Consider the following 19,154-nt stretch of genomic DNA (forward strand, 5'->3'; position numbering starts at 1 on the left):
CCGGCTGGCTCTGCACGGGATGGCGCGCACGTTCCAATCTAGGGACTTGCGTGCATGGCATGGGCGGTCGACGATGCGGCCAAACTGCTTGGGAGAGATACATGCCAAAGACCAGCATCGCCGTGACCGGCGGCGAAATCGGGATTGCCTACGAGCTGCTCGGCAAGGAAGGCGATCCGGCGGTCGCCCTGACGCCGGGCGGCCGTTTCACCATGGACGTGCCGGGCCTGCGCGAAATGGCGGAGGAATTCGTCAAGGCCGGCAAGCGGGTGCTGATCTATGACCGGCCCAACTGCGGCCTGTCTGACGCCTGCCTGCTCGGCGACAGCGAGTCCGAGATGCAGGCCGAGGCACTGACCGGTCTTATCCGCAAGCTCGACCTAGGCCCCACGGTGATCGCGGGCGGCTCGGGCGGCAGCCGTGTCTCGATGATTGCCGCCGCGCGCGATCCGGAGATCTGTTCGCACCTCGCGATCTGGTGGATCTCGGGCGACCCCATCGGTCTCATGCAGCTTGCCACCTACTATTGCGGCGAGGCGGCGACGATGGCCAGCGCGGGCGGCATGGAAGCGGTGCTGAATGCGACGAGCTGGGCCGAGAACTTCTCCAAGAGCGAGCAGGCGCGCGAGTACATCCGCAACTACGATCCGGACCGGTTCATTGCCGTGATGCAGAAGTGGGCCGCCGCCTATGTGCCTTCGCCGATCACGCCGGTGCCGGGGATGACCCAGCGCGATTTCGCGCGGCTGACCATGCCCACGCTCGTGTTCCGCAGCGGCAAGAGCGACCTGTCGCATACCCGCGCGACCTCTGAATGGGTGCACCGTCTGATCCCGCAGTCGGTCATGCTCGATCCGCCGTGGAACGATGACGAGTGGAACTACCGTTCCGCCCAGACCATGGGCGGCAAGGACGGCCACACGCTGTTCCGTTCGTGGCCCAAGCTGGCTCCGATGATTCTCGATTTCATCGGTGACTGACCGCTCTGTCTTGTCGCCTCGCCTTGAGGTGACAAGACGCTTGTCTATGCCCGCCATCGTGGGTGCGGCTACGCGAAATGGCGGTTTATTTCCTGAGCGACCGTCAAATTTATCCGATCTAAAATACAGAAATACATGAATAATAGGGTCAAGTAATTTCGGGGCTGCGGGATGGGTATGGACGATCTGGCAATGCCGGCGGACCCTGCAAATTATTGACACCTGTGTAGAATGTCAGGCAAAGAAGCCGCGTTGCATGAGAGGTGCCTCGAAGGCGCCCTTGGGAGGATGACAGCCGGACGCAGGTGTTTGGCAAAGGCTTGCGGCGGTTTGGCAAGGGACCGCGCGTTCGGAGTTTTCTCCCCCATGCGCTGACTGGATTTTGCGGGCCACGGCTTGCCCGGCGTCCGTGAACATAGGGAGGAAATGCATGAAGGGTTTCACCGGCAGGTTCGCGATTCTCGCGGCGACCGGAATGGGCGTGGTGCTGTCGGCACCGGCCATGGCGCAGGACTCGGGTAGCGAGGCAATCGAATCCGGTGCCATCATCGTGACCGCGCGTCGCACCGAGGAACGGCTTCAGGACGTTCCGATCTCGATTTCGGTCTACAGTCAGGAAGACATCTCCAAGCGCAACATCGTCAACTCGGCAGACCTTGCGACTTACACACCATCGCTTTCGGTGAACTCCAAGTTCGGCCCGGAGAAGGCTTCGTTCTCGATCCGTGGCTTCGTGCAGGATCTCGGCACGGTGCCGTCGGTGGGCGTCTACTTCGCCGACACCGTCGCCCCGCGCGGCGGCGGCGCTACGACGTCGGGCGAAGGCGCGGGCGTGGGCAGCCTGTTCGACCTGCAGAACGTGCAGGTGCTGAAGGGCCCGCAGGGTACGCTGTTCGGCCGCAACACCACCGGCGGCGCGGTGCTGCTGGTGCCCAACAAGCCGACCGACTATCTCGAAGGCTATGTCGAGGGATCGATCGGCAACTTTGACATGCGCCGCGTCCAGGCCGTGCTCAACGTGCCGCTTTCCGATACTTTCAAGGTCCGCCTCGGCGTCGACCGCATGAAGCGTGACGGCTATATCAACAACCTGACCGATATCGGCCCGAGCAACTTCAACGACACCGACTACATTGCCGCGCGCCTGAGCATCCTGGCCGAACTGACGCCCAATCTTGAAAACTACACGGTCGCGAATTTCAGCCAGTCGGACACCAACGGTACGGTGCCCAAGGTCATGGCCTATAACCCGAACTCCGGCTTCGGTGGCTTCGCAGCGCGGCAGATTGCCGGTGAAGCATCGGTCGGCGGCGGCTGGTGGGACGTTTCCAACACCGATCCCTATGCGCGCAACAAGTTCACCACCTGGCAGATCATCAACACCACGACCTGGCAGGCAAGCGACAACCTAACGATCAAGAACATCGTCAGCTACGGCCAGTTCAAGGAAATCGCGCGCCAGACGCTGGAAGGCGAATACTATTACATCCCGGACGGCACGAGCCCCTACGGCACGATCGATCCGTTCATCAACCTGATCCATCTGGGCAACTTCCCGGGGTTCAAGAGCACCGATCAGGAGACGATCACCGAGGAGCTGCAGTTTCAGGGTCGTAGCTCTGACGGCAGGCTCACCTGGCAGGCGGGCGGCTATTTCGAGCAGTCGAACCCGCTGGGCTATGCAGTGCAGTTCACGCCGTTCCTGCTCAACTGCGTCGATCCCTATCAGTACCAGTGCTTTGGTATCAGCCCGACGTCCTCGAGCATTTCGGCGCCTTGGCAGAAGCGGTGGTACAAGAGCCGCGCGGTCTATGCGCAAGGTACGTACGACCTGACCGACAATCTCGCGATCACGGCCGGTGCCCGCTACACCTGGGACAGCCAGAGCTACGAGTACGATGGTACCGGCATCTTCTTCGAAACGCCGTTCGTGCCGTCCTGGTACTGCAACAACCCGCTGCTGAACGGGCTGATCGTCGATGGCGTGAACACCGGTCAGAAGAAGCCCATCGCGCCGATGGACTTCAAGGAATGCTACGCGAAGGACACGGCCAAGTCGGACAAGCCGACCTGGACGATCGACCTCGAGTACAAGCCGACCAACGATATCCTGCTGTTCGCCAAGTGGACGCGCGGCTATCGTGCCGGCGGCGTGAACCCGACCTACGTTCCCTTCAATCTGTGGGGACCGGAAAAGGTCGATACCTATGAGCTGGGCACCAAGACCTCGTTCTACAGCGGGGCTCTGAAGGGTTACTTCAACCTCACCGGCTTCTACAACGACTTCCGCGATCAGCAGATCCAGGCCACTCTCGTGGCGAAGGAAGGGGCTCCGCTACTGGGCGGAACGGCCATCATCAATGCAGGTAAATCGCGCATATGGGGCCTAGAGGCTGACGCTTCGGTGTCCATCGGCGGCATCTTCAAGATCGATGCCGGGTATACCTATCTCAACACCAAGCTGCAGGAACTCGCGGGCATTCCCGACGACGAACTGGTGCCCTGGGAGCCGGGTGCAAGCTCGTGGGCGCGCGTCGTGCCGACGGCGGTCGTCGGCGGCCCGCTCAGCCTTTCGCCCAAGCATCGCCTGACGGTGACCGGCACGCTGAACATTCCGGTTCCCGATAGCGTGGGCAAGATCTCGGTCGGTGCCACCTATGTCTATACCGCCAAGCAATACGCCTCGCGGGCCGACGACCAGGCCTGGGCTAACTACCAGAACCCACCTGAGGGCACGACGCCGGAGGACTGGATCGGTTTTGCCGACGTCATGCCGCCGCGCAATCCGGGCCTGATGCCGGCAACCAACCTGCTCAATCTCAATGCCAACTGGGATTCGATCTTCGGCAGCCCGATCGATGCCGCGTTTTTCATGACCAACGTCACCAACGAGAAATTCCCGGTGAACGTCGTGAACGGCTTCAACTCGTTCGGCCTGGAATCGCAGCTCGTCAATCCGCCGCGGATGTACGGTATGCGCCTGAAGGTCCGTTTCGGAGGCTGATCTCCTTCTCCTGACCTGGCGACGGCGGCTTCCCTCGTGGAGGCCGCCGTTTGTTTTTCCGGCGTTTTGTGCAACAAGAACGCCAGAAAAAAGGGGGGAGTCGATGGTGACGTCAAGCGGCGACGCGGGCGGGCCTGTGCGCGTTTTCATGCGCGTGGTAAAAGAGCCGCTGGTGCACTTTCTGCTGGTGGGCGTGGTCTTGTGGGTAGCGTCTTCCCACTATCGTGCAGCGCATGACGACTACCGGATCGTGGTGACGGCGCAGACGATCGAGCGGATCAAGGCGGACTACCGCGCCGAGTACGGTTCCGACCCGGCGCCCGGGCGGCTCCGCAATCTGGTGAATGCCTATGTGGATGGTGAGATCCTCTATCGGGAAGGGCAGGCCCGTGGTCTTGCCGCGGACGACGAGATCGTGCGGCGGCGGATCATCCAGAAGACGGCTTTCATGATCGAGGGCGTCGATACGCCGGCACCGCCGTCAGACGACGTCTTGCGGGCGTGGTACGATGCCCGTGCCGAAAGCTACGCCTCGCAGGGCAAAGTGAGTTTCACGCACGTCTTTTTCGCGGCAGAGCCAGGCACGGAGCAGCAGAGCCGGAAGCGGGCGCTCGCGGTTCTCGATGGTCTGAAGCCCGGTACGCTGCGGGCACCGGTCAGGGGCGATCCGTTCCCGGACCTCAGCGACTTCACCGATTTCACTTCCGCGGACGCCCGACGCCTGTTCGGTACCAGTGCCATGGCGACCGCACTGTTTGCCGCGCCGGTCGGGAGATGGGCAGGGCCCTTCCGGTCGGCCTATGGCTGGCACCTCGTGCGCGTCTCCTCCGCGCAGGCGGGGCGGCCGCAGCCGTTCGAGAGAGTACGCGATCAGGTCCGCGAGGACTGGATCGAGCAGGCGCGCAAGGATGCGAATGCCCGACATCTCGCTGAAATCCGCGCGCGCTACACCGTGGTGGGAGCCGACATATGAGGGCTTTGCTTGTCCTTCTGCTGGTGCTGCTGGCTTTTGGGCCGCAGGCGGCGAGCGCACACGAAGTGCGTCCCGCGCTGTTTCAGGCCGTCGAGACCGTGCCCGGTCGGTGGCAGGTGACGTGGAAGCAGCCGGTCATGGGGGATCGCGCGGTGCGGCTGGAACCGCACCTGTCCAACGGATGGCTTGCGAAGACCCCGTTGCGGGAGGAACTGACCTCCAGTTACTATCTGCGCCGCTGGTCGATCAAGGCGCCGTCGGGCGGTCTCGACGGCGCGCGTTTCTCGGTCGGCGGGCTAGACGGCACGATTACCGACGTCATCGTCCATGTCCGCAGCCGGTCGGGAACGGGGATCGACACGATCCTGCGGCGTGACCGGACCGCGATCGATCTCGCCCTGACGCAAGCCCCGCCGATGGCCGTGCCGGCCTATTTCCGCCTTGGCGTCGAACACATCCTGTCCGGCATCGACCATCTCGCGTTCGTAGCGGGGCTGGTGCTGCTGGTCGGTGCGGGGCGGCGGCTGATCGGGGCGATTACCGCCTTCACGGTCGCGCATTCGGTGACGCTGGCAGCCGGTACGCTGGGATGGGTTCATGCTCCCGCCGCGACGATCGAGGCGTTGATCGCGTGGAGCATTCTGTTCCTCGCCTTCGAACTCACGCGCAAGGACGGCGGTGCGAAGGGGATCACCGCAAGGCTGCCGTGGATCGCGGCTTTTGCCTTCGGCCTGCTGCACGGTTTCGGCTTTGCCGGCGCGCTGGCGGAAACAGGCCTGCCGCATCAGGAAATCCCGGTCGCGCTGCTGCTGTTCAATCTCGGTGTCGAGGCAGGGCAGCTGTTCTTCGTCGGTGTGCTGCTGGCACTGGCCTGGACCTGGCGGCGCATCGCTCGGGCGGATTGGCGCGGCGCCGAGCCAGTGATGCTGCGAAAGGTCGCTCCATACGCCCTGGGCTGTTACGCTGGATTTCTGTTCGTCGAGAGAACGGCCCGGGTCTTCACCTGAGCGCCGTCCGGTACGGGAGAGGGAATGATGATCGATACCCGCATGAGCGCCCTTGCGGCTCTGGCTGGCCTTGCCGCCTGTTCGCAGCCGGTGCCGCCCGAGACGCCGCCGCCGGCTATACAGGCACAGCGGGCCTCCCCCCCGGTCACAGCCGCGCCCGAGACGCGCCGCGCCTATTTCGGCGAACTGCACCTGCACACCGGTTATTCGTTCGATGCCTATGCCCTGATGGGCAGCCGCGCCGATCCCGATGCGGCCTATCGCTTCGGCCGGGGAGAGGCGGTGACCTATCTCGGCGACACGGTGCGCCGCTCGCGCCCGCTCGACTTCATGGCGGTGACCGATCACTCCGAGTACCTCGGCAGCTTCATGCGCATCGACAAGGAGCCGCAAGGCGGGCTCGCACAGAGCAAGGGCGGCAAGCTGATGGCATCGAACCCGCTCGCCGCCGCGCTCGGCCAGCTGGTATCGGTGCTGAGCGGCGACGAGCCGACCAGCGCGGCGATGGACGATGCCATGGCCTCGGCCTGGAAGTATGAGGTCGATACCGCCAACCGCTACAACCAGCCGGGCAAGTTCACCACTTTCGTCGCCTACGAATGGACGACCATGCAGGAGGGTAAGTACAACCTGCACCGCAACGTGATCTTCGCCGACGAAGGGCCTGCCGCGCCCTTTACCGCGACCGACAGCCGGCGGCCGGAGGATCTCTGGGACTTCCTCGATGCCCAGCGCGCCATGGGGATCGAGGGGCTGGCCATCCCGCACAATTCGAATGCCAGCGGCGGCCTGATGTTCGACTGGAAGAAAAGCGATGGCCGCCCCATCGACGAGGCCTATGCCCAGCAGCGCGCGCTCAACGAGCCGCTGGTCGAGGTCTATCAGCACAAGGGCCAGAGCGAGACCTCGCCGCTGCTCTCGCCCGAGGATGACTTTGCCGACTTCGAACGCTCCGAAGCGCTGCTGACCGGCGGCAAGGGCGAAGTGAACGGCAGTTTTACGCGGCAGGCGCTGGGACGAGGGCTGGTGCTCGAAAAGAAGCTGGGCGCGAATCCCTTCGCTTTCGGGTTCGTGGGATCGAGCGACTTTCACAACGGCCTCTCGGATTCCGCCGAAAGCGCTTATGCGGGTAACGGCCTCAACAGCACCGACCCGCAGGTAAACCTGCCCGACAAGGCTTTCGCCAGGCAGATCCTGTCGCAGAAGGTCGATCCGACGGGGGCAGGGGCACCGGCGGCGAACATGAACCGGCCAACCGATCCCGAGGCGCTGCGCCATACGGCGGCGCTGCTCAACTGGTCGAGCGCGGGGCTGACCGGTGTCTGGGCCGAGGAGAATACGCGGCCCGCGATCTATGCCGCGCTGCGCCGCCGTGAGACCTTCGCGACATCGGGCACACAGTTGCGGCTGCGCATGTTCGGTGGCTGGAACCTGCCAGGCGGGATGATGCAGCAGGCGGGCTGGGTCGCCCGCGCCTATCGCATGGGTGTGCCGATGGGCGCGGACCTGCCGCTCCGCCGCGAGGGCAATCCTGCGCCCACGCTGCTGCTGGAAGCTGCCAAGGACCCGATCGGGGCCAATCTCGACCGCTTGCAGGTGATCAAGATCTGGCTCGATGGCGAAGACTACAAGGAAAAGGTCTTCGACGTTGTCTGGTCGTCCGAGCGTCAGCGTGATCCGCGCACCGGCAAGGTGCCTGCGGTGAAGAACACGGTCGATCTCGCCACGGCAAAGTACGAGAATTCCGTCGGCGCGACAATGCTGCGCGCGCTGTGGCAGGACCCCGAGTTCGATCCTGCCGTGCCTGCGGTCTACTACGCCCGCGCTCTGGAGATCCCGACGCCGCGCTGGCCGACCCTGCTGGCCGTGGCGCGGGGCCTGCCGCTGCCCGAAGGCATCGCGCCGACCCTGCAGGAGCGCGGCATCAGCTCGCCAATCTGGTACACGCCGGGCAAGGGAAGCTGACCCGCGAGAGGTCAACATTCCCGTCCGAGGTTGCCTCTCAGGCGAAGGCGAAGCCCGAGATCACCGTCTTCATCACGGTCTCGCGATAGATCTGCTCGCCCGGTCCATCGGCGGCTCCGGCAGCGATGAAGAGGGGGATCAGATGCTCTTCGCGCGGGTGCGACTGGCGCGCGCCGGGGGCGCTTTCCCAAGCGCGCAGGCGCTCGTCGCGGGCCGCCGGTTCCAGCGCTACGCTTTCGGAAAGCCAGTGGTCGAAATGCTCCGAGGGCTCGGTGAAGCGCGCATCGCCATAGCCGCGCATGTTGTGGAAGCTCATGCCCGAGGTGACGATGACGACGCCTTCGTCGCGCAGGGGCGCCAGCGCCCGGCCGGCTCCGATGTGCAGCGCGGGATCGAGATGGCGGTCTAGCGACATCTCGATCACCGGAATATCGGCATCGGGAAAAGCGACCTTGAGCGGCACGAAGACACCGTGGTCGAGCCCGCGCTCAGGATCGATCCCGGCGGGAAGGCCGGCTGTCTCCATCAGCGCAACGGCCCGAGCGGCGATGTCCGGCTCGCCCGGCGCATCGTAGCGCAGCTCATAGGTGTGCTGCGGAAAGCCGTAGTAATCGAACAGCAGGTCCGGCTTGGCGCTGCCGGTGAACAGGAAGCGGCCTTCGCTTTCCCAGTGGCCGGAGATCATCAGGATGGCGCGCGGGCGCTCGGGCAGCCGCGAGGGGAGGGTACGCAGGAATGCCTCCATGCCGGTCCAGGTGCCCGCCGGGTCGTCCATGAAGAAGCAGGGGCCGCCGCCATGGGGGATGTAGAAGACCGGTTGGCGCATCATGTCAGGTTCCTTTCACGGACAGGCTGTGTCTCTCGCGCGGGACAGCGTTGTCTACCGCTGTCATCGTGAGCCAAGACCAGGACATAAGGCCTGTCCTTCGTTCGAAATACCGGGTTAAGTTCAATGTAAATGTTCAGCTTATGCGAATGAGCCGCCGGGCGGATCGGTGCATCGGTGCACACCCGGTCCACACGATATCCACAGGCTTGCCCACCGGGGCGTCCACAGCGTAAGCGCGGCCCATGGATCTTGATCGCTATTTCGCCCGTGTCGGCATGGAAAACCGGCCGGAAGCAACCCCGGAGGGACTCGCCGTGCTGCAGGCCGCGCACCGGCAGGCGATCGGGTTCGAGAACCTCGATATTCCGCTCGGTCGCGGTATTCGCATCGACGGGGTGAGCGTGTTCGACAAGCTCGTTGCGAAAGAGCGCGGGGGCTACTGCTTCGAGCAGAACCGGCTCTACGCCGATGCGCTGACCGCGCTTGGCATTGCCAACCGGCCCTTGCTGGCGCGCGTGCGGCTGGGCAATCCTATGGGCATCACCCCGCCGCGCACGCATGTGCTGTTGCTGGTGGAGCTGGATGGCAGGCAGTGGATTGCCGATGCCGGGTTCGGCGGGAGCTTCGTTCCGCCCCTGTCGCTGGAAGACGGCGCCGAAGCGACTACGGCGGATGGCGCGGGTCACCGTTTGCGCAAGACGGGTATTGCCGGCTCGCTCGTCGGCGAATGGCTGCTCGAACGCGCAGGCCCGGCCAGCGCCACCGACGGCCGCAGCGCCCCGCATGGCGACTGGCAGCCGCAATATACCTTCGATCTGGGCGAAGTGGCACCTGACGATCTTGAACAGGGCAATCACTGGACCTCGACCCGCCCGGACACGCGCTTCACCACGCTGCGTGTCGCCAGCATCGCTTTGCCCGAGGGCTTCGCCGCGCTGACCGACCGACAGATGACCGTCTATTCCGGTGGGACCAGCGAAACGCGCACGATTGCCGACGCAGCGGACTATGCCCGCACGCTGCGCGAGGTGTTTCGCATTGCCCTGGCCGAAGAGGACGCCGCGCGGCTGGGCCTTTTCGACTGAGCGGTCAGTCCCAGGCGAGACGCAGGTCGGTGATCGCGCCGACATTGCCGGCCCGATAGGTCGGGCTGGTGCCTTCGCGTACGCGGAACGGCGGGATCGCGGCGAGCCATTCCTCAAGGAACAGAATCGCTTCCAGCCGCGCGAGGCCGGCGCCGACGCAGCGGTGTGCGCCCACGCCCATGGTCGTGTGGCGCACCGGCGACAGGGTGCGCTCGAAGTCCACGGAAAGCGGATTGTCGAAGCACTGCGGGTCGAGGTTGTGAATCGAGCTGTTGAGGTAGACGAGATCGCCTTCCTTCAGCGTCACCCCGTCCATCTCGACGTCGCGCACGACGTTGCGGGTGACGGAGACCATCGGATAGCGGCGCATCAGTTCATCCGCGGCCTGCGGGATGAGATCGGGTCGCTCGCGCAGAAGTGCCTGATCCTTCGGGTTGCGGGCGAGGTGGAGCGCGATGTTGCCGAACATCGAGACGACGGTGTCGAGCCCGCCGAAAAGCAGGTTGCGGCACATGCGCTGGGCCTCGTCGAGCGTCCAGGGCCGCCCTTCGATGGGGATCGCGAGAATGCGGCTGAACAGGTCCGGCCCCTGATCGGCAAGGCGCTCCTCGATGTAGGGGCGCAGGTAATCGTCGGCGGCATCGCGCAGCTGCTCGACGGTCATCGTGCCGTCGGGGCGGGTCAGCTGCTGGCCGAGCGGGCGCAGCTTCGCGCGGTCTTCGGTGGGCACGCCGATCAGCGTCAGGAAGACGTGGATCGGAACGATCTCGGCGAATTCCTGCATGAACTCGCAGCCCTGCCGGGGGCGCAGATCGGCGATAAGGTCGCGCGTGACCTTCCGGATCACCGGCTCCATGGCCATCACGTGATTGTTGCCGAAGCCCTTCATGATCGCGGCCCGGAACGGCTTGTGCTCGGGCGCGTCCTGCTGCAGCGGAATGAAGCGCATGGCTTCACCGAGGCCGGGCGTGACCGCGAGCGCTTCGCTGGAGAACGCCTCCGCATCGCCCCAGATCTGGCGGGTCAGCTCGCCATCCGCCGCGATCCAGTGGCCGCCATTTCCGGTGGCCCAGAGCAGGCCCTGCTTGCCGCGCACCGTATTCCAGGCAGCGAAGTAGTCGCTTTCTCCGCCCGGAGGGGCGAAGACGTCGAATTCGATGACACGGTCTTCCGGAACGTTATCCGGACGCGTTTGCGCCATAGTTGCCACGGCCGCTGCTCTCCCATCCTTGTTTATCCGACGGGGAGCGTAAGAGGGCAGGGTGCGGCTGCAACTCACACTATGGACAGCGGGAAGCCCTGATTAACCGGATTAGTCGGAGCGGCCCAATGCTTCGTCACGTCCGGTAAACCTGCCATTGTCCACGATCTCCTGGCGGTGATCGCGGGCGAACTGCAGGATCCATTCGGCATAGTCGCGCAGCGCTTCGAACCGTTCGATGCTTTTCGCCTGAATACCAAGGTCTTCGGCGTGCATGAGCGGCATGTAGAGGAAGTGCCGCTGGCTAATCGCGAGCTGCTCGTCTTCGCCTGCCGCGATCCCATCGAGCGCAAGCTGCTGCGCCTTCGCGTCAGAGGCAAAGGCCTCTCCGGAGCCACGGTGGATGTGGCGGGAGAACTGGTCGAGCACGATGATGAGCGCCAGTCGCCCCAGCGGCGTTTCGGCCCAGTCGTCCAGCGCGCCGCTGCGGGCCTGTTCCAGCAAGGCGCCGAAGCGTTCGCGCACCAGCGGGTCGTTGCGCTCGCCGGCTTCGAACCAGTCCTTGGGGGTCAGTTCGCGGAACCAGAAATCGAGGACGTCGCGCTGCTGCGGGTTCATCGGGAGTTTCCTTCGCTGTGGGGCCTCTGGTCAACAGATGGCACGAAGGCAGGTTCCGCTCACACTTCCTTGAGGCGCGGCATCAGTTCCACGAAGTTGCAGGGCCGGTTGCGGCTGTCGAGTTGCTCGGCGAGGATGCCGTCCCAGCCGTCCTTTACCGCGCCGTTGGAGCCGGGCAGGGCGAAGACGTAAGTGCCGCGCGCGACCACGGCCATGGCCCGGCTCTGCACGGTCGAGGTGCCGATGGTCTTGTAGGACAGCCAGCGGAACAGTTCGCCGAAGCCGGGAATTTCCTTGTCCTTGATCCGGTCGAGCGCTTCTGGCGTCACGTCGCGGCCAGTCAGGCCGGTACCGCCGGTCGAGACGATGGCGTCGATCTTGCGGTCGTCGATCCAGTTGTTGAGCCGGTTGGCGATGCGCGCTGCATCGTCCTTCTCGATGGCGCGGGCGACCAGTTTGTGGCCGGCATCCTTGATGCGCTGGGCGAGAATATCGCCCGAAGTGTCGTCCTCGGGGCCTCGGGTGTCGGAAACGGTCAGCAGGGCGATGTTGATCGGCTTGAAGGTCCGTTCCGTATCAATGGCCACGCAATATCGCTCCGTTCGCTGCCATGCGAACCCCCTGCGATCCCGACAGCCCGGGGAAGGTGGGCCACATGTCCTGTGCCAGTGCCATGCGGCTTTCCGAAGGGCCGCCGGCCTGACGCTCGTACATCCAGTAGTTGCGCAGGACAATGTTCACGTAGCCGCGGGTTTCCCAGTAGGGTAGCGATTCCATCCACAGCAGCGGATCGCCATCGTCCTTCACTTCTGTGTTCCAGCGGGTGACGGGCGAGAGCCCTGCGTTGTAGGCGGCCATGACCTTGGGCAGCAGGCCTTGCGTTCCCGAGGAATCCTTGAGCATCAGCAAGTGGCGCTGGCCGAAGGCGAGGTTTACTTCCGGATTGTTGAGATCGCGGGCCGAGCCCGAGACGCCGAGATCGCCAGCATGATCCTTCGCGGCCGACGGCATGATCTGCATCAGGCCACGCGCTCCGGCAGGACTCACGACGCTGGTGCGGAACATCGATTCCTGCAGCGTGTGGGCGTAGACCAGCGCGGGATCGACCTTCCAGCCGCCCACCGGCGTCCACTTCGGCGTCGGGAAGCGGGTCGCCGGTTCGGGCTTGCCGCCATAGGGCGCGTTGTAGGCCATCCACAGCTGCGTCGAAGGCAGGCCGAGATCGCGGGCGAGGCGCGAGAGCGGTTCATACTGCGAGGCATCGCCGATGCGCGCCTGATGACGCAGCACTTCATCGGCCAGACCGTCTTCGCCGATCTCGGCGAGTTCGACGGCAGTACGCACATTGGTGTTCGTGCGCAGGTACTGCCAGTCGCGCTGGGTGAAGTCGGCTTCCGAGTGCTGTTCGGGCAGCTGCATGCCGAGCTGTTCCGCGGCAAGCATCCCGTAGAGCGTCTCGTCAAGCTTTGCGGCATCGCGCAGTACCTCGCCAGCCTTGTCGGGCCGACGCTGGCGGATGAAAGCACGGCTCTGCCAGTATTGCGCGGCCGTGGTCAGCTCATCGTTGGTGGATGTCTTCGCGCACTTGCCGAAGGCATCGGCAGCGCCGTCGAAGTCGCCCAAACGCCAGGCCGCGAGGCCTGCCGTCCACCAGGCCTCACCGACCCAGGGGCCGCTGCCGAGCGTGGCGAGCTGCGCCATCTGGTAGGCAGGGCCGTCCTGATTCTCGATGTAGTAGCTCCAGGCGACGCGCTGGCGCCATTCGGCGCGCGTCGCGTTGCTCAGGCTGGCATCGATCCCGTCGAGCAGGACGCGGGCGCCCATCGGATCGTCGTTCTTGATGCGGTCGAGAATGCCGGCGGAAATTTCACCGGGCATCGTGCCGTCGTTGATCGAGCCGGGCCGGGTGCGCTTGGGCATCGACGGCAGCCGGGCGAACTGCTGTTCGCTGGGCAGCGAGGGCACGGTATTGGCGCCGCGCTTGAGCGCGAGGCGGGTGATCTGGTCGGCGCCGGGCAGTTCAGTGCCGTGCGATAGCCAGCTTTCGAGATCGGGCAGTTCGATCTTGGGTGATCCGGCGGCGAGATAATACTCGGCGCGGGCCTGCTGGTGGAGCGGGCCGTCCGGGCGGTCGGCCAGCAGGCGCTGCACCGTCGACCAGTCCTTCGAATCGATCGCGTCGAAGATCTGCTTGTAATAGGCGCGGTCGTCCTGGCTCAGCAGCGAGGGCACCGCCGTGCGATCCGCGCGCGTGCGGAAGTAGTCGACCGCCGCGCTGTTGGCGAAAGCAGGCGTTGCCGAGATCACCGCCGCAGCGGCAAGGCTCAGGCCCGCAAACCATTTTGCCCGTGAATTCGTCTTCAAAGTTTGTCCCCGCATAAAACGAGACCTCTGCTGGTTTTTCCCCGGGCGGCCGCCAGTCGTTCAGGCAGCGGTCCACTCGAGCCACGTTCTCCAGAGGACCGGCTTTGCGCGAGGTTGTCGCATCAGCGCCGGCAGGCCCCAGGAGGCAAGCATCGGTATCGTTCGCCCTTCTTGGTTAAATTGCCGTAAAACGGCAGGGCGTTGCGGCAATTCGTGGCCGATAAGCGGCAGGATGTTGCCGCCGAGCACAAGCAGGCGTTCGGGCGCGGCCAGGCTGATGTGATGGACGATTACTTGCCCGATTCCCTGTTGCATCAATACGTTCCAGTCGGGAGCCGGTTTGTGCCGGGGAAGGACGCTGGCAAGGTAGGCGTCCTCGCGCTTCAGGCCGAAGGCGGCGAGCATGGCATCGAGCAGCCGCCCCTCCGGTCCGCTGAGCAAAGCCTCGCTGTCTTCCGCCTCGGGTTCCTCCACCAGTACCATCAGCTTGGCTCCCGCCGCGCCCTGCGGCGCGATGCGCCCGCCGGAGCGGCCTTCGTCGAGCAGCGGTTCTGTCAGCCACCAGGGGACGAAAGCGGCCAGATCCTGCGGTAGCGCGGCGGGGTCGATCCGCGCCGGGCCCTCCTCGACGGGGGCTGCTGGCGCGCGCTGAGGACGCCGTTCGGGCGTGCCGCGTTCGTCGCCTTCCGGTTCGGGCGGGGCCAACCATTCGCGCGGTTCGTCGAGGAAATGGTAATCGACGCCCGCATCGCGCCACCAGTCGAGCGCACCTGTGATATCGGCCAGAAAATCCGGATTTGCAGGGTCATCCATCGGAGCGGGTCTTGACCTGCCGCGCGCAAGCAATCAAGGCACAAGGGGAAATTAATCGCGCGCCTAAATGGCCGGATACACAGGTTTCGGGGGTTACCCATGATTGAACGCGAAGAGATGCCATTTGACGTCGTCATCGTCGGCGGTGGGCCTGCCGGCCTTGCCACTGCGATCCGGCTGAAGCAGGTCGACCCTGAACTGCAGGTCGTCGTTCTCGAAAAAGGCTCGGAAATCGGCGCGCACATCCTTTCGGGCGCGACTGTCGATCCCAAGGCGCTCGACGAGCTGCTGCCGACCTGGCGCGAGGACGGCTGCCCGCTGGCCGAGACCCCGGTGACCGACAACTGGCACTGGCATCTGACCAAGAAGGGCAAGTTCTCGCTGCCCCACCTGATCCAGCCGCCCTTCATGTCGAACCATGGCAACTACACCGGCTCGCTCGGTAACCTGTGCCGCTGGCTGGCGGAAAAGGCGGAAGAGCTCGAAGTCGAGATATTCCCCGGATTCCCCGCTGCCGAAGTCCTCTATGACGACAACGGCGCGGTCATCGGCGTGCAGACCGGCGACATGGGCGTCGACCGCGAAGGCAACCCGAAGGACGACTTCCAGCCGGGCATGAACCTGCTGGGCAAGTACACCGTCTTTTGCGAAGGCGCGCGCGGTCACCTGACCAAGCGGCTCAAGGCCAAGTACGACCTCGAAGCCGATTGCCAGCCGCAGATCTACGGCCTCGGTATCAAGGAACTGTGGGACATCGATCCCGACAAGCACGTTCCCGGCCGGGTGATCCACACGCAGGGCTGGCCGCTTTCGGAAAACGACGCCTGGGGCGGCGGCTTCCTCTACCATCAGGCCAATGGCCAGGTCGCGCTCGGCTTCGTCACCGCGCTCGATTACAAGAATCCCTACATCTACCCGTTCGAGGAATTCCAGCGCTGGAAGACTCACCCGGAGATCAAGGCGATCCTCGAAGGCGCCAAGCGCGTTGCCTATGGTGCGCGCGCCATCAACGAGGGCGGCTGGCAGTCGGTGCCGCAGCTCGCGTTCCCGGGCGGCGTCCTCGCCGGGTGCTCGGCCGGATTCGTCAACGTTCCGCGCATCAAGGGCACGCACACCGCGATGAAGAGCGGCATGCTCGCCGCCGAATCGATTGCCGCGGCGATCAAGGCGGGCCGCGAGCAGGACGCGCTGATGGAATACGATGCCGCCGTGCGCGACAGCTGGATCGCCAAGGAACTCAAGCTCGTGCAGAACGCCGAGCCGATGGTCGCCAAGTGGGGCGGCGAAATGGGTACGATCCTCGCCGGCGCCGACATGTGGCTGCGCACGCTGTTCGGCTTCGGCCTCGCCAAGCCGATGAAGCATCACACCGATGCCTCGAACACGCAGCGCGCCGATCTCTACAAGCCGATCGAATATCCCAAGCCCGATGGCGTCATCAGCTTCGACCGCCTGACGAGCGTCTCCTACTCGTTCACCAACCACGAGGAAGAGCAGCCCTGTCACCTGAAGCTGAAGGACCCGACGGTCCCGACCGAGATCAACCTGCCGGTCTATGCTGGCCCAGAGGCGCGCTATTGCCCTGCGGGCGTCTATGAGTTCGTCGATCCCGACGGCACCGGCGAGCGCCTGCAGATCAACGCGCAGAACTGCGTCCACTGCAAGACCTGCGACATCAAGGACCCGACCCAGAATATCGAATGGGTCACGCCCGAAGGCGGCGGAGGTCCGAACTATCCGAATATGTAATCCTCCCCGAAACGGGGAGGATCGGATGCAGACCGAAACCGCCTATGCCAAGATCAACCTCGCGCTGCATGTCCGCAGGCGGCGGGATGATGGCTATCACGAGCTGGAAACGCTGTTCGCTTTCGTCGATGATGGCGACCGGCTTTCGGCCGCTCCTGCCGATACCGATGCGCTGACGACGCTGGGCGAGTTTGCCGGCAGGATCGACGATCCTTTCGACAACATCGTCGCCAAGGCGCTGTCCGCCTTGCCGCATGGGCAGGGATGGGCGGTGACGCTGGAAAAGCGGCTCCCGGTTGCCGCCGGGCTGGGCGGAGGCTCGGCCGATGCCGGTGCGGTGTTCCGCATGGTCGAGCGGGCTCAGGGCTTGCCGGAGGATTGGCATGCGCGCGCGGCGAAGCTGGGCGCGGATGTTCCGGCCTGCGTGCTGTCGCGTCCCTTGGTGGGAACGGGGACAGGCACGGAGTTGGAGGAAGTCGCGGTCAACGATCTCGCCGGTTGCCCGGTGCTGCTGGTGAACCCGCGTGAACCGGTGCCGACGGGACCGGTCTTCAAGGCGTGGGATCAGATCGATCGCGGGCCGATGCCGACCGGCAGCTTGCGCCAGATCGCGCTCGAAGGACGCAACGATCTGGAAGCGCCGGCCGTCACGATCTGCCCTGTCATCGCCGATGTCCTGTCGGCGCTGAGGGACACTGGACCGTTCCTCGCCCGCATGTCGGGATCGGGGGCAACGTGCTTCGCGCTTTACGATAGCGAGGCGGAATTGCAGGCGGCTGCGGAGAAAATCGCGAGCGACCGGCCCGGCTGGTGGCAAATGGCGGGCAAACTGCGTTAAGGTTACGGCCATGCATGCTCCCCTGAATTCCGAAGCCTTTCGCATCGTCGGCACCCCGCGTTTCGGCGGCATCCTTGTGGTGGCCGATCATGCCTCAAACCGCGTGCCTGAGGACATCGACCTCGGCATCGCGCCAGAGCTGATGGATGAGCATATCGCCATCGACATCGGCGTCACCGGTATCGCCGAACATATGGCGAAGCGCGAAGGAACGGCGGCGCTGCTCGGCAATGTCAGCCGCCTCGTCTGCGATACCAACCGCACCGAGCAGGACCCGGCCTCCATCCCCGAAGCCAGCGACGGCCATACCATCCCGGGCAATATCGGCATCGACCGCGAGGCGAGGCTGGCGCGGTTTCATCGTCCGTTTCACGACAAGCTGACCGAGCTGCTCGAAGGCACGCCGCCTGCGCTCACGCTGATCCTGCACAGCTTCACCCCGTGCCTTGCCAGCAAGCCGGACGAAAAGCGCCCCTGGCACTGCGGACTGCTTTACGATCAGGACGATCGCGGCGCCCGCGCGGCCCAGCCGCTGCTCGAGGCCGAGGGGCTGACCGTCGGCGACCAGCTTCCCTATTCGGGCAAGATCTACAACGCCGCCATCGAACGCCACGTCGAGAGCGAGGGACGCCCCTATCTCTACATCGAAATCCGGCAGGACCTCATCGCCGACGACGCGGGGCAGGCGGAGTGGGCAGAACGGATGACGCGCATCTGCAACCGGGTGGCTATCGAGATCGAAGGCTGAGCCCAGCCGCGCCGGCGTTCATTTCCCGGCGGGGTCCTCGTCGTTCTCTTCCTTCTTGAACAGCGAGAACAGCGCATTGCGGAAGTCCTTGACGGTGCCGAGCAAGAGGGCAGCGGCAGCAAAGACACCGCCGATCAGCTTCATCCAGATAGGGGCATCGGTCAGGATGTCCCTGGCCTTGTCGAGCGGGGTAACCTGCACATCGAAGGCAAAGGCGCGCGGCGTGCTGTCGATCTCGTGGAACTTCCCGTTGCGATCCCGGACCTGAACCGCGGTGCTCAGCGTCATCGTATGATTGCCGCCGCGTTTGGCCGTGACGTGCCATTTCCAAATTGTGGAGGACCAGGGCGGGCCGAGCTTGACCCGCTGGATGCGGTCCGATGCGGGTTTGATCTCGAAGCTGGCATCGCCGTCGAGTTCGGCAGCGACATAATCGCCCACCACGGCGCTGAAATATTCCGGATGGCCGGACATGCGGCCGACGATTTCTGACGGATCCGGTGCGATGTATTCTTCGTCGTCCGGTTGAGATCCGAAGTTCGCGTTTGCGGTGACGGAGTGCTCTGTTGCCACACTGCTTGCCGGTTCTTCGGAGTGTATCACCAGGTCCTGTTCGGGAGCTGTCGGTCTCGGCAGGAGAACGGCTTCGGTGGGCGGTTCTGGTCGCGGCTTGGGCGGCGTGACGGCTACGGCCAGCCACACCGTGAAGGTGTCGCCGCGCTTGAGTGGATGAGGGGCGTTGAACGCCGCTTTGCCGGGCATCTGCCTTTCGGCCTGCCGGGTGAAGTCTTCACAATCCTGCGGCGTGACATATTCGAGAGTGGCTTCGCAGAACACTTTGTTTTCGCCGGCGTCGGCCGCTTGATCCGCCTGTTTGGCATCGCAAGCCGTCAGCAAAAGAGCTGGAGACCCGCAAAAACCGGGTTGGACAAGGCTTGGGAGCCTGACGACGGAGATGCCGATGCTGCCGGACGCTGTGG

At 64.6% G+C, this 19,154-nt stretch carries 16 protein-coding genes; 9 read left to right on the forward strand and 7 right to left on the reverse strand.

Features of this window, described 5'->3' with window-relative positions; translation table 11 throughout:
- Positions 1 to 101: 101 nt before the first annotated feature.
- The 5 genes from IEX64_RS10710 to IEX64_RS10730 all read left to right on the forward strand — a co-directional run bounded on the left by IEX64_RS10710 (position 102) and on the right by IEX64_RS10730 (position 7,929).
- Positions 102 to 980, forward strand: coding sequence for an alpha/beta fold hydrolase (locus tag IEX64_RS10710; RefSeq protein WP_188819650.1), 879 nt, complete (start codon positions 102 to 104; stop codon positions 978 to 980).
- Positions 981 to 1,410: 430 nt separating this feature from the next.
- Positions 1,411 to 3,984, forward strand: a complete 2,574-nt coding sequence (locus tag IEX64_RS10715) for a TonB-dependent receptor (protein WP_188819651.1) — start codon at positions 1,411 to 1,413, stop codon at positions 3,982 to 3,984.
- A 103-nt stretch (positions 3,985 to 4,087) separates the two neighbouring features.
- Positions 4,088 to 4,957: a peptidylprolyl isomerase gene (locus IEX64_RS10720; protein WP_188819652.1), complete on the forward strand. Its 870-nt coding sequence runs from the start codon at positions 4,088 to 4,090 to the stop codon at positions 4,955 to 4,957.
- A complete protein-coding gene (locus IEX64_RS10725) occupies positions 4,954 to 5,964 on the forward strand; it encodes a HupE/UreJ family protein (protein WP_188819653.1) in 1,011 nt (336 codons plus the stop codon). Before IEX64_RS10720 ends, IEX64_RS10725 begins: the two co-directional genes overlap by 4 nt.
- Before the next feature lie 24 nt (positions 5,965 to 5,988).
- Entirely contained in the window at positions 5,989 to 7,929 is a 1,941-nt protein-coding gene (locus IEX64_RS10730) for a DUF3604 domain-containing protein (RefSeq protein ID WP_188819654.1), read from the forward strand.
- Positions 7,930 to 7,966: 37 nt separating this feature from the next.
- Here IEX64_RS10730 and IEX64_RS10735 read toward each other — a convergent pair whose 3' ends face one another.
- Positions 7,967 to 8,755, reverse strand: a complete 789-nt coding sequence (locus IEX64_RS10735; protein WP_188819681.1) for a DODA-type extradiol aromatic ring-opening family dioxygenase — start codon at positions 8,753 to 8,755, stop codon at positions 7,967 to 7,969.
- A gap of 245 nt (positions 8,756 to 9,000) precedes the next feature.
- On the opposite strand from IEX64_RS10735, the gene IEX64_RS10740 reads away from it, so the two are divergent.
- Complete coding sequence (locus IEX64_RS10740; protein ID WP_188819655.1) at positions 9,001 to 9,843, forward strand: arylamine N-acetyltransferase family protein; 843 nt, start codon at positions 9,001 to 9,003, stop codon at positions 9,841 to 9,843.
- A 4-nt stretch (positions 9,844 to 9,847) separates the two neighbouring features.
- Here the strand turns inward: IEX64_RS10740 and IEX64_RS10745 are convergent, their stop codons facing one another.
- The 5 genes from IEX64_RS10745 to IEX64_RS10765 form a co-directional block, all read right to left on the reverse strand.
- Positions 9,848 to 11,044, reverse strand: a complete 1,197-nt coding sequence (locus IEX64_RS10745) for a cytochrome P450 (protein WP_188819682.1) — start codon at positions 11,042 to 11,044, stop codon at positions 9,848 to 9,850.
- Positions 11,045 to 11,155: 111 nt separating this feature from the next.
- Positions 11,156 to 11,662 (reverse strand): DUF924 family protein, encoded by a 507-nt coding sequence (locus IEX64_RS10750; protein ID WP_188819656.1) that lies wholly within the window; start codon positions 11,660 to 11,662, stop codon positions 11,156 to 11,158.
- A gap of 59 nt (positions 11,663 to 11,721) precedes the next feature.
- Entirely contained in the window at positions 11,722 to 12,249 is a 528-nt protein-coding gene (moaB, locus tag IEX64_RS10755) for a molybdenum cofactor biosynthesis protein B (RefSeq protein ID WP_188819657.1), read from the reverse strand.
- Positions 12,239 to 14,041: a lytic transglycosylase domain-containing protein gene (locus tag IEX64_RS10760; RefSeq protein ID WP_188819658.1), complete on the reverse strand. Its 1,803-nt coding sequence runs from the start codon at positions 14,039 to 14,041 to the stop codon at positions 12,239 to 12,241. The genes moaB and IEX64_RS10760 overlap by 11 nt, the downstream gene beginning before the upstream one ends.
- Before the next feature lie 45 nt (positions 14,042 to 14,086).
- On the reverse strand, positions 14,087 to 14,839 hold the full coding sequence (locus IEX64_RS10765) for a uracil-DNA glycosylase family protein (protein ID WP_188819659.1): 753 nt from the start codon (positions 14,837 to 14,839) through the stop codon (positions 14,087 to 14,089).
- 99 nt (positions 14,840 to 14,938) lie between these two features.
- On the opposite strand from IEX64_RS10765, the gene IEX64_RS10770 reads away from it, so the two are divergent.
- From IEX64_RS10770 to IEX64_RS10780, 3 genes are read left to right on the forward strand one after another with little or no spacing between them, the layout of a single operon-like run.
- The gene (locus tag IEX64_RS10770; RefSeq protein ID WP_188819660.1) at positions 14,939 to 16,588 is read left to right on the forward strand and encodes an electron transfer flavoprotein-ubiquinone oxidoreductase; all 1,650 of its coding nucleotides are present in this window, start codon (positions 14,939 to 14,941) and stop codon (positions 16,586 to 16,588) included.
- A gap of 25 nt (positions 16,589 to 16,613) precedes the next feature.
- Positions 16,614 to 17,426: a 4-(cytidine 5'-diphospho)-2-C-methyl-D-erythritol kinase gene (locus IEX64_RS10775; RefSeq protein ID WP_188819661.1), complete on the forward strand. Its 813-nt coding sequence runs from the start codon at positions 16,614 to 16,616 to the stop codon at positions 17,424 to 17,426.
- A gap of 22 nt (positions 17,427 to 17,448) precedes the next feature.
- Entirely contained in the window at positions 17,449 to 18,174 is a 726-nt protein-coding gene (locus tag IEX64_RS10780) for an N-formylglutamate amidohydrolase (RefSeq protein WP_188819683.1), read from the forward strand.
- Between the two features lie 18 nt (positions 18,175 to 18,192).
- Here the strand turns inward: IEX64_RS10780 and IEX64_RS10785 are convergent, their stop codons facing one another.
- Positions 18,193 to 19,011 (reverse strand): hypothetical protein, encoded by an 819-nt coding sequence (locus IEX64_RS10785; RefSeq protein ID WP_188819662.1) that lies wholly within the window; start codon positions 19,009 to 19,011, stop codon positions 18,193 to 18,195.
- Positions 19,012 to 19,154: the final 143 nt, after the last annotated feature.

It is taken from the genome of Novosphingobium indicum (assembly GCF_014645195.1).
Lineage (GTDB): Bacteria > Pseudomonadota > Alphaproteobacteria > Sphingomonadales > Sphingomonadaceae > Novosphingobium > Novosphingobium indicum.